The sequence below is a fragment of the Shewanella sp. NIFS-20-20 genome, assembly GCF_019209865.1.
In the GTDB taxonomy this organism is placed as follows: Bacteria; Pseudomonadota; Gammaproteobacteria; order Enterobacterales; family Shewanellaceae; genus Shewanella.
Window position 1 is genome coordinate 17,449 of the sequence record NZ_JAHUTT010000056.1, and the last position, 9,713, is coordinate 27,161.

General features: G+C 46.9%; 11 protein-coding genes. 7 read left to right on the forward strand and 4 right to left on the reverse strand.

Annotated elements, in window-relative coordinates; translation table 11 throughout:
• The first annotated feature begins 64 nt into the window (after positions 1–64).
• The 5 genes from yjjX (at position 65) to KU855_RS15220 (ending at position 4,380) form a co-directional block, all read left to right on the forward strand.
• Positions 65–601: an inosine/xanthosine triphosphatase gene (gene yjjX, locus KU855_RS15200; RefSeq protein ID WP_218531137.1), complete on the forward strand. Its 537-nt coding sequence runs from the start codon at positions 65–67 to the stop codon at positions 599–601.
• A gap of 7 nt (positions 602–608) precedes the next feature.
• On the forward strand, positions 609–1,526 hold the full coding sequence (locus KU855_RS15205) for a bifunctional helix-turn-helix transcriptional regulator/GNAT family N-acetyltransferase (protein WP_218531139.1): 918 nt from the start codon (positions 609–611) through the stop codon (positions 1,524–1,526).
• Positions 1,527–1,604: 78 nt separating this feature from the next.
• Positions 1,605–2,645: an NADP(H)-dependent aldo-keto reductase gene (locus tag KU855_RS15210; protein WP_218531141.1), complete on the forward strand. Its 1,041-nt coding sequence runs from the start codon at positions 1,605–1,607 to the stop codon at positions 2,643–2,645.
• Between the two features lie 71 nt (positions 2,646–2,716).
• Positions 2,717–3,943, forward strand: coding sequence for an aminotransferase class V-fold PLP-dependent enzyme (locus KU855_RS15215; protein WP_256261060.1), 1,227 nt, complete (start codon positions 2,717–2,719; stop codon positions 3,941–3,943).
• A gap of 2 nt (positions 3,944–3,945) precedes the next feature.
• Positions 3,946–4,380, forward strand: a complete 435-nt coding sequence (locus KU855_RS15220) for a SufE family protein (protein WP_218531156.1) — start codon at positions 3,946–3,948, stop codon at positions 4,378–4,380.
• 216 nt (positions 4,381–4,596) lie between these two features.
• On the opposite strand, the gene KU855_RS15225 is transcribed toward KU855_RS15220, so the two are convergent.
• The 3 genes from KU855_RS15225 to folX form a co-directional block, all read right to left on the reverse strand.
• Positions 4,597–4,971, reverse strand: a complete 375-nt coding sequence (locus KU855_RS15225; RefSeq protein WP_218531144.1) for a PH domain-containing protein — start codon at positions 4,969–4,971, stop codon at positions 4,597–4,599.
• Positions 4,972–5,072: 101 nt separating this feature from the next.
• Positions 5,073–6,371 (reverse strand): PAS domain-containing methyl-accepting chemotaxis protein, encoded by a 1,299-nt coding sequence (locus tag KU855_RS15230; RefSeq protein WP_218531146.1) that lies wholly within the window; start codon positions 6,369–6,371, stop codon positions 5,073–5,075.
• 169 nt (positions 6,372–6,540) lie between these two features.
• On the reverse strand, positions 6,541–6,921 hold the full coding sequence (folX, locus tag KU855_RS15235) for a dihydroneopterin triphosphate 2'-epimerase (protein WP_218531158.1): 381 nt from the start codon (positions 6,919–6,921) through the stop codon (positions 6,541–6,543).
• Between the two features lie 187 nt (positions 6,922–7,108).
• Between folX and KU855_RS15240 the strand changes: the two genes are divergently transcribed.
• Positions 7,109–7,837 carry an SDR family NAD(P)-dependent oxidoreductase gene (locus tag KU855_RS15240; RefSeq protein ID WP_218531149.1) on the forward strand — a complete coding sequence of 243 codons (729 nt, stop codon included), beginning with the start codon at positions 7,109–7,111 and terminating at the stop codon, positions 7,835–7,837.
• A 49-nt stretch (positions 7,838–7,886) separates the two neighbouring features.
• Here KU855_RS15240 and mdh read toward each other — a convergent pair whose 3' ends face one another.
• Positions 7,887–8,822, reverse strand: coding sequence for a malate dehydrogenase (gene mdh / locus KU855_RS15245; protein WP_218531152.1), 936 nt, complete (start codon positions 8,820–8,822; stop codon positions 7,887–7,889).
• 260 nt (positions 8,823–9,082) lie between these two features.
• Here mdh and argR point away from each other — a divergent pair, with 260 nt between their 5' ends.
• On the forward strand, positions 9,083–9,553 hold the full coding sequence (gene argR, locus KU855_RS15250) for a transcriptional regulator ArgR (RefSeq protein ID WP_218531153.1): 471 nt from the start codon (positions 9,083–9,085) through the stop codon (positions 9,551–9,553).
• Positions 9,554–9,713 lie beyond the last annotated feature (160 nt).

The following is a 9,713-nucleotide window of genomic DNA, read 5'->3' on the forward strand; positions in this document are numbered from 1 at the left end:
GAAACATTATTTAAACAAAGCTACAAACAAACGTCTAACTAAATCAATCAAGAGCGACCATTTGATGTCAGCAACACAGTGTAAGATCCTGGTGGGATCAACCAATCCTATCAAGGTGGCTGCGGCCAAAGCGGCATTGAGCCTTATCTATCCGCACTATCAAATTGATTGCCAAGGTATGAAGGCGCCCTCTGGCGTCAGCGATCAGCCGATGACGGCCGCAGAAACCCGCCTTGGGGCATTAAATCGGGTCCGATATTGCCAACAACATCAGCAAGCAGACTTTTATATCGCCATGGAAGGTGGGGTCGATATGTTTGACGATGGCCCCGCCACTTTTGCCTATATTGTGATTGGCCATGGTGATCAGATCAGCGTCAATCGCAGTGCCAGTCTGCCATTACCTCTGCAGGTGTATGCGGCGCTCCAACAGGGTCAAGAGTTAGGGCATGTGATGGACGCACTATTTAATACGGTTAATATAAAACAAGCCGGCGGTGCTATCGGCCTACTCACTAACGGTGTCGCCGATAGGCAAGGCAATTATACCCAAGCCATCGTATTAGCCATGGCCCCCATACTTCATCCGCAGAGATATTAATCCCCTTATGCCAAGTCAATCAGATAGCTTTCTCAGCTTATGCTTACAACTGCAGCAGACATTAACCAGTTTGACTCAAACCCGCGGACAGACCATTAGTTGGATCCAATATCAATATTTGGCATTACTGCATCAGCAACCCTTAGGCACCAATGCCTTGGCCCAACAATTAGCCGTGGATAAATCCAGTGCGAGTCGGCAACTTAAGCAATTAGCGCAACAAGACTTGGTGACCATTCAAGCGTCAGCCAGAGATGGTCGCGCGCGTTTAGCCGCGCTCACTCGCCAAGGACAGGCGCACTATTTGGCCTATCAAGCTGCCATGGATGCCCGTTTGGGGTTAGTCGAGGCGCAATTGACCCCCGATGAAATTCACCAACAAGGTCAACACTTGATGCGCCTGCAAAAAGCCATTCGACAAAGCCAGTTACAGCAAGGCTATGAGCTAAGACCCATTCGAAAAGAGGATGATACTGCCATTGCCGCGATTATTCGCCAAGTCTCTGCTGAATATGGCTTAAGCAGCGATCAAGGCTTTGGGGTCGCCGACCCGAACTTGGACTGTTTATCCGGTGTTTACCAGGCCAATGGCAGCCAGTACTGGGTGATCGTTTGTGACGGCGAGGTGTTAGGCGGTGGCGGAATCGCTCCCCTTTGCGGCACCCGAGAAAATGATAAAATCTGCGAACTGCAAAAAATGTATTTCTTACCGACCTTGCGTGGCCGTGGCTTTGCCCGACGTCTCGCCTTGCATGCCTTAGCGTTCGCTAAAAGCAACGGCTATTTACAATGCTATTTAGAAACCACAGCAAAATTAACCGAAGCGATTGCTCTCTACCATTCACTCGGCTTTGACCCCCTTGATAATGCGAAGGGAAATACGGGCCACGATGCCTGTGAACTCCCTATGCTAAAACACCTTTAGTGCCATTCAGAACACTTGCATTAATTCATTGTCCTGATAGCCTGAAGCCACTGAGTTATTATCATTTAAGGTGTGCTAATGGAATATTATCGCCTACCCCATTCATCTCTCGATATCAGTAAAATTTGTTTAGGTACCATGACCTGGGGCGAACAAAATACTGCCGCAGAAGCCTTTTCTCAAATTGACTATGCCATGGGCAAAGGCATCAATTTTGTGGATACTGCCGAAATGTATCCGGTGCCACCCACCCAATCCACTCAAGGCGAAACCGAACGCATCATAGGTCGCTACTTAAAGGCACGAGGCAATCGCGATCAACTGATCATCGCGACCAAGATTGCAGCGCCTGGCGGCAAGAGTGACTATATTCGCCCGCACATGGCACTGGACTGGAGCAATATTCAACAAGCGGTCGATAGTTCATTAACTCGCTTAGGCATCGACTGTATTGACCTGTATCAACTCCACTGGCCCGATCGCAACAGCAATTTTTTTGGTCAACTCAACTACCAAGCCCAAGACGAAGAACACTTCACCCCCATCATTGAAACCTTAGAGGCGCTGGCGGAAATGATCCGCTTAGGTAAGATTCGCTACATTGGCGTCTCCAATGAAACCCCTTGGGGCATCATGAAGTACCTACAATTGGCTGAAAAACATGGTCTACCGCGCATCGTCTCGGTACAAAATCCCTATAACTTACTCAACCGTAGCTTTGAAATTGGCATGAGTGAAATTAGCCATCGAGAATCCTTACCTTTATTGGCTTACTCTCCATTAGCGTTTGGGGCCTTAAGCGGTAAATATTGCCACGACCAATGGCCAGAAGGCGCGCGCATGACGTTATTTAAGCGCTTTAATCGCTATTCAAATCACCCTCAAGCCATCGAGGCGACTCAGGCTTACGTAGATTTAGCCAGAGAGTTTCAACTCAGCCCAGCGCAAATGGCACTCGCCTTCGTCAACCAACAATCCTTTGTCGGTAGTAATGTCATTGGTGCCACTAGTCTGGCGCAGCTAAGTGAAAATATCGAGAGTCTCGCACTGAGCCTAACCCCTGAAGTCAATCAAGGCTTACAAGAGTTGAGCCGACGCTACCCCGTACCTTGCCCCTAAATCCAATGCTTGCATTAGGCGCCGAGATCCTTGAAGATCTCGGCGCCCTTTTTGCTTTTGGTTTCCTAACTATGCCGACCCGACTTGACTCAGACTTTAGCTGGCAAAGCGATCTTCGCAGTCAGTTTCCGCTGCTAAATAACCAACCAATTTGTTATTTAGACACGGCGGCCACGAGCCAAAAACCCAATAATGTCATCGCCGTGATGGATAAGTATTATCGACGTCAAAATGCCAATGTGCATCGCGCTGCCCATCAACTATCGGCCTGTGCCACCACAGATTTTGAAGCGGTTAGGGACAAAGCTCGGGCATTGATTAACGCCAACCGCCGAGAAGAAATTATTTTCACCTCCGGTACCACCATGGCCGCCAACATGTTGGCCTTCGGCCTTGGTGCGCGTATCCGTGCCGGCGATGTTATCTTGCTCGACAGCGCCAACCATCATGCCAATATTGTCCCTTGGCAACAGTTGGCAAAACGCACCGGGGCCAGCCTAGAGGTGATCCCCTTAGACAGTGCATGTCGACTCGATATTCCTGCCTATCAAGCATTATTGCGTCAGCATGCCGTCAAAGTGGTGGTATTGACTCATGTTTCCAATGTCTTAGGCACAGTGAATCCGGTAGACTCGCTATGCCAAATGGCCAAAGCTCACGGGGCGCTCACCATCGTTGATGGCGCTCAAGCCATCGCCCACCAAACCGTCGATGTCAGTCAGATGGATTGCGATTTCTATCTATTTTCAGGCCATAAAATGTATGGCCCGACAGGGGTTGGGGTGCTCTATGGCCGTTTTAGTGAACTCGACACCCTCGAGCCTATGATGACTGGCGGCGAAATGATTGCCTCAGTCAGCTTTGCAGCGAGTCAGTTCGCTGAGTTACCCCATCGATTAGAGGCAGGAACGCCGGCGATCGCCGAAGTCATCGGGCTAGGCGGCGCCATTGATTTTATGCAAGCGCTCCCGAGCAACTGGCAGCAGTGTGAACGCACCCTACTGCACATGCTGCAATCAGGGTTAAGCGCCTTACCTGCGATCACTGTGTATGGTGCACATAGTGATAATGTGGCCGTGGTCGCCTTCAATATCAAGGGTGAACACCACCAAGATGTTGGCATGCTACTAGATCAAATGCAGATTGCTATTCGCTGCGGTCATCACTGTGCTCAACCCTTAATCCACAGTTTAGGTCTGCAAGGGTGCTGCCGGGTATCCCTTGGCATTTACACCACCGAAGCTGATATTCAGCAATTTTTAGATGCCATGGCACACGTAGTGGAGATGTTAGGGTGAGCATGCCAGCCGTTGACCAATTTGAATGGGACCAAACACCACTGCAACAAGCGGTGGCGCAATTAGCACAGCAACACCAGTGGCAAGACAAATACCGGCTATTGATGCAACTGGGAAAACAACTGCCAGCATTAGCAAGCCAGTGGCAAATTGAAGCGGCGCAGGTAAAAGGTTGCGAGAGCCAAGTGTGGCTATATCATTATGAAACTCAAGGGAATAATTACTTTTTAGTCGACAGTAATGCCCGCATCATTAAAGGATTGATTGCGATAGTCCTCAACGAAGTCCAAGGCAAAACCCACGCGCAAATTCAGTCATTTGATGTCAAAGAGTGTTTTGATTCTCTCGGATTAAGTCAACAATTAAGCCCATCGCGCACGAATGGCTTGGTCGCAGTCGTCGATAAAATACAGCAAGCGAGTCATGGCTTGGCATGACGAGTGAACAGGCTAGCTTGGCTTGACGCTGACGCCGATGCGATTATCAAAAGCATCCTCGGGATATCGTTAGCATAAAAGCTAGGCGAGAGGCCACGGTGAGCTACATATCCAACAATATCGCCTTGTGATGAGCTATCAGCCTCATACAACCCCAACCAGGCTTGCATGTCCCCGATAGCAACATCAGATATCACCTAGGGCAATGGCTCAACATCAGAGCACAAAGTTAGCGATAGTACGTTGAATTTCCACCACATCGGTACCACGTTTTAACTCTTTGACTAAGGGTTCTTTTTGACCCGAAATCCACAATTTGAGTTCGGCATCTAAATCAAAGCGCCCGGCGGTTTCAACCTCAAAAAAAGTGATCGCCTTATACGGGATCGATTGATAACTGACTTTTTTGCCCGTCATGCCTTGCTTATCGATCAAGATCAGTCGTTTATTGGTAAAAATAAACATATCTCGCACCACTTTATAGGCTAACGCGAGGGATTCGGTATCGGCAAGAATGGGTTTAAGTTCAGCTTCTAATTCGGCTATATCGACAGCACTGGCATTACCCATCAGGGCATTGATCAAACTCATAGGATCTCCAACTCATTGATGATGCATGTCTTGTCAGCATATCATAACCAATAAAAAACCCACCAAAACGGTGGGTGTTTTATGGACTTATTCTCTCAAGGTTAACCAACACCTAAGTTGGATACCGTTTGCGAGACGTTTTGCGCGCCACGCTTGATTTCATCCATCACAGCCACTACTTCACTGATTTGCTGCTTGCCACTGTCTGCCGTCTTGGCCACCAAATTCATCTGTTCATTAGCGCTCGCCGTTAATTGGCGGTTTTCGCTAACAACTGAGGCAATTTCATCGGTCGATTGACTGGTCCGTGCCGCCAACTGGCGTACCTCATCGGCCACCACCGCAAAGCCTCGACCTTGATCGCCGGCCCTTGCGGCCTCAATCGCGGCGTTCAATGCCAACAAGTTAGTCTGCTCCGCAATCGCACTGATGGTCGATACAATCGCTTCAATGCTTTTTGATTGCTCATTGAGTTGATTAATCGACACAGTGGTTTTATTGACTTGATCAGCGATGATGTTTGAAGTTTCCACCGTTGCTTCTAATAATCCAGCCCCTTGTTGCGCTATTTGCGCTGTTTCTTCCGAGGTTGAATAAGCAATTTCAGCAGCCTCACGCACCGCCTTGTCTTGATTCACTCTATCGCTAATATCCGTGGCAAACTTAATGACTTTGACGACCTTACCAGCCTCATCCTTAATTGGATTGTAGGTGGCTTCTAACCAAATCGTTTGTCCTGAGGAAAGCTTACGCTCAAATTGGCCTGATTTATATTGACCATTTTTTAAGTCATTCCAAAAGTGCGGGTTTTCGTCATAGAATCTATCGTAACAAAACATACGATGGTGCTGACCGACTATCTGATCTCGGCTATAGCCCATAGCACTTAAAAAATTAGCGTTCGCAGTAATAATTTTGCCGTCAGGAGTAAATTCTATCACGGCTTGAGAACGGCTTAAGGCATCAAATACCGCCGACTGAGTGTCTGACTTTTTCTTATCTAAGGTCACATCAGAGGCTATTTTCATGACCCGTTGGACATTACCGTTTTGTCGAATGGGAAAATACGTTGCCGAAAGCCAAATATCTTCCCCTTGTTTGTTAATGCGCTGAAAAATGCCTGATTGCGATCGTCCTGCCGCTAAGTCTGACCAAAACTGACGATACGTTGGGCTATTACGATAGTCGGCACAACAGAAGATTTGATGATGTTTGCCACGCACTTCATCTAAAGTGTATCCCGCAACCGCGAGGAAATGAGCATTGGCATCAAGAATTGTGCCATCAGGAGAAAACTCAATACAGGCAACACTATCTTTAATCGATTGAATATATGCCTCTTTTTCATGCAACTTGGATTCGGCACTTTCCAATTGTGATTTTAATGCTGAATTAAACATCCTGTTATTTCCCTAATTTAACCAGACTAAATCCCTGTAACAAGGGCGGTAAAAAGGTAGATAGCCCACCTGATTAATTAGATCATAGCAGCTGAAAAAAAACTTTCACAAAAACGATAATAATTTAATCATATCTCTACAGGCGATAATTGCTGGCATTCAAGCTCGGCTAACGAGTGTATTCCAAGGTTAACGAAACCGAATCGGCGAAACGCAAGGCGTGGGGTTTATCAATGGTCACCCGCGCGAAAATAACCTCAGGCGCGGCGCAACACAGGTGCAACACATCTGAAGTTAATCGCTCAAGCAATTTAAATTGCCCCGACTCCACATGGCTAATAATCTTCTTGGTGATCACTTTATAATTAAGGGCATCACTAACATCATCGCTAATAAATGACGCACCAATTGGGTAATGAATTTCAATATTAATCACCACGTCTTGTTGCTTCTCAAGCTCTTCCGGATTGAAACCAATAAAGGTGCGTAATCGCAGATTACGGATATTAATAATGGCCTGAGTTAATGGTAATGCGTCATTGGCGTTCATCAAATATTGTCCTTTATCTGTAGAAATCTTCAGCACGCCCTATTCCGGCGGTCGTATTCGTATAATGCTCAATGGTAAGTAGGGCGATCCAACACACACACGCTAGCGTATAGGTACCAAAGCCTCTAGCCAAGATTTTTTCAATCCATATTGTCACAATTGGCTGAGGTAAACAGGAGCCCTAATAATGAAAGCCACCTTAATGATTGGCGCCAATTCCGCGATAGCCATTGCCGCCAGTCGACGCTTAATCGCTCAAGGTCAACGCGTCATTTCTATCAGTCGCTGTCCACCACCATTGACTGATCTACATCATTATAATTGTGATTATTCCGATGAAAGCATTATGGATTGTTGTTTAAAAATCAGCAAATTAGGCATCACACTTAATCGCATATTCCATTTTAACGGCATGTTACATCAAGGCAATCATGGGCCGGAAAAACAGCTATCACAATGTCAGCGCGATTGGTTTAATCAGTGTATGAGCATCAATGCTTTTCAACCCTTGATGTGGCTACAACAATTACAGCCTCTGTGCCATCCCGCTCACGCTTGCGTGTTTTATGCCCTCAGCGCTAGGCTGGCAAGTATTAGTGATAATCAACTCGGGGGTTGGTATAGCTATCGCGCCAGTAAAGCCGCACTGAATATGTTGATGAAAACCGCCGCCATCGAAGTCGCGCGCCGTCAGCCAAAGCTCGGCATCGTCTTATGGCATCCAGGGACAACCGACAGCCCATTATCGCGACCATTTCAAACTAACGTCGCTAAAGACAAGCTGTTCACTCCAGCGTTTAGCGCGTCACAATTACTGAAGTTAGCCGAAACCAGCTTACAGCAACTGACACAAGGAGAATGGCCCACAGGTCAGGCACAATTTATCGACTGGCAAGGCGAACCCATCTCGTGGTAATGGCACCCATAAAAAAAGCGCCATAAGGCGCTTGATTTATAAGGCTAAATTACTTAACGAATTCAACACCCAAGTCGATATCCGCTTGTAAAGTATCTAGCATGGCATCGCGAGCATTGGCTTCAAATGCACTGACTTCACCATAAGGCAGCACTTTTTCAATGCCATTTTTACCCAGTAAAATCGGCTGCGCGAAAAATTCAGCGTATTCACTGCCACCGTCAACGTAGGCGCATTCAACCACATTGGCCTCACCTTGCAGGCCTTTCACTAACGACTGACAGAAGCGGAAGGCAGCTTGTCCCATCGATAAAGTCGCGCTGCCGCCACCGGCTTTCGCTTCGACAACTTCGGTACCCGCATTTTGAATGCGATGCGTTAAGGCTGCCACTTCTTCATCACTGAAAGTCACCCCTTCAACTTGTGACAATAACGGCAGAATGGTGACGCCACTATGACCACCAATGACCTTAACGTTGACATCCGCCACCTGCAAACCTTTCGCTTCAGCAATAAAGGTTTCAGAGCGGATAACATCGAGAGTGGTGATACCAAACAAACGGTTCTTATCATATACACCAGCATTTTTGAGCACTTGTGCTGCAATGGCAACCGTGGTGTTGACTGGGTTAGTAATAATACCAATTAAGGCTTTCGGGGCAGTGGCGGCAACTTTTTCAATCAAGTTACGCACAATGCCAGCATTAATATTGAATAAATCAGAACGGTCCATCCCAGGTTTACGAGCTACACCGGCAGAGATCAATACGATATCAGCCCCCTCCAGCGCTGGGGTTGGATCTTCACCAGCAAACCCTTTAACGGCAACATCGGTGGGGATATGACTCAAATCGACAGCCACACCTGGAGTGACAGGAGCAATATCATATAAGGACAGGGAAGAACCTGCGGGCAACTGAGTTTTTAATAATAACGCGAGGGCTTGACCAATACCGCCTGCAGCACCAAGAACAGCTACTTTCATAATTATCTCCGTATCCAATCGGATATTTGTGACATACATCTAATTCCTTGTTGCCGCAACATTACTGCATCGTCACAAAAATAGCAATTATCCGTTAGTCGCAGGTTGCAAATGACTAGCTTTATAAGAAATCACTGCATTAGCCATCAATTAAGCATGCTGAAGGAATGAATTTTTATTCACCAAAATCGCAATTAAGTTGACTTAGCGCTAGGTTATATTCAAAATACACGGGTTTTCATGAATATATTAGAGTCAATATGCCGACCTCAAAACATCAGGATGATTTAGTTCGCACATTTAAAGCTGTGTTGAAAGAAGAGCGATTTGGATCACAAAGCGAGATTGTCCAGGCCTTACAATCTGCAGGCTTCACTAATATCAACCAATCGAAAGTATCACGGATGCTCAGCAAGTTTGGCGCCGTACGTACCCGCAATGCCAAACAAGAAATGGTCTATTGCCTGCCCGCCGAACTTGGGGTGCCGACCGCCGGTAGTCCATTAAAAAATCTGGTACTGGATGTCGATCATAATCAAGCCATGATCGTCGTGCGCACTAGCCCTGGAGCGGCACAATTGATTGCCCGCTTGCTCGACTCCATGGGGAAACCCGAAGGTATTCTTGGCACCATTGCTGGTGATGACACCATTTTCATCAGCCCGGCCAATATTAAACACATCGACGATACCTTAGAAACCGTGCGTTCATTGTTTAATTTCACCGAATAGCATCAGCATTGACGACAAAAACGCACCCACTGGGTGTAATGCCGTTCACTTAGTGTGAACGGCATTTTTCTTAGACTTAATGGGATACTTGTTTTTACTCATTTTTAACGCACGTGGATAGGCCCTATCCCGTTTCCCATCAAGCTTGAACTGTCTCGCA

Bases quoted from the DNA above. Each gene is read 5' to 3' on its own strand.
- yjjX (WP_218531137.1), top strand. From the start codon at position 65: ATGTCAGCAACACAGTGTAAGATCCTGGTGGGATCAACCAATCCTATC.
- KU855_RS15205 (WP_218531139.1), top strand. From the start codon at position 609: ATGCCAAGTCAATCAGATAGCTTTCTCAGCTTATGCTTACAACTGCAG.
- KU855_RS15210 (WP_218531141.1), top strand. From the start codon at position 1,605: ATGGAATATTATCGCCTACCCCATTCATCTCTCGATATCAGTAAAATT.
- KU855_RS15215 (WP_256261060.1), top strand. From the start codon at position 2,717: ATGCCGACCCGACTTGACTCAGACTTTAGCTGGCAAAGCGATCTTCGC.
- KU855_RS15220 (WP_218531156.1), top strand. From the start codon at position 3,946: ATGCCAGCCGTTGACCAATTTGAATGGGACCAAACACCACTGCAACAA.
- KU855_RS15225 (WP_218531144.1), bottom strand. From the start codon at position 4,971: ATGAGTTTGATCAATGCCCTGATGGGTAATGCCAGTGCTGTCGATATA.
- KU855_RS15230 (WP_218531146.1), bottom strand. From the start codon at position 6,371: ATGTTTAATTCAGCATTAAAATCACAATTGGAAAGTGCCGAATCCAAG.
- folX (WP_218531158.1), bottom strand. From the start codon at position 6,921: ATGAACGCCAATGACGCATTACCATTAACTCAGGCCATTATTAATATC.
- KU855_RS15240 (WP_218531149.1), top strand. From the start codon at position 7,109: ATGAAAGCCACCTTAATGATTGGCGCCAATTCCGCGATAGCCATTGCC.
- mdh (WP_218531152.1), bottom strand. From the start codon at position 8,822: ATGAAAGTAGCTGTTCTTGGTGCTGCAGGCGGTATTGGTCAAGCCCTC.
- argR (WP_218531153.1), top strand. From the start codon at position 9,083: ATGCCGACCTCAAAACATCAGGATGATTTAGTTCGCACATTTAAAGCT.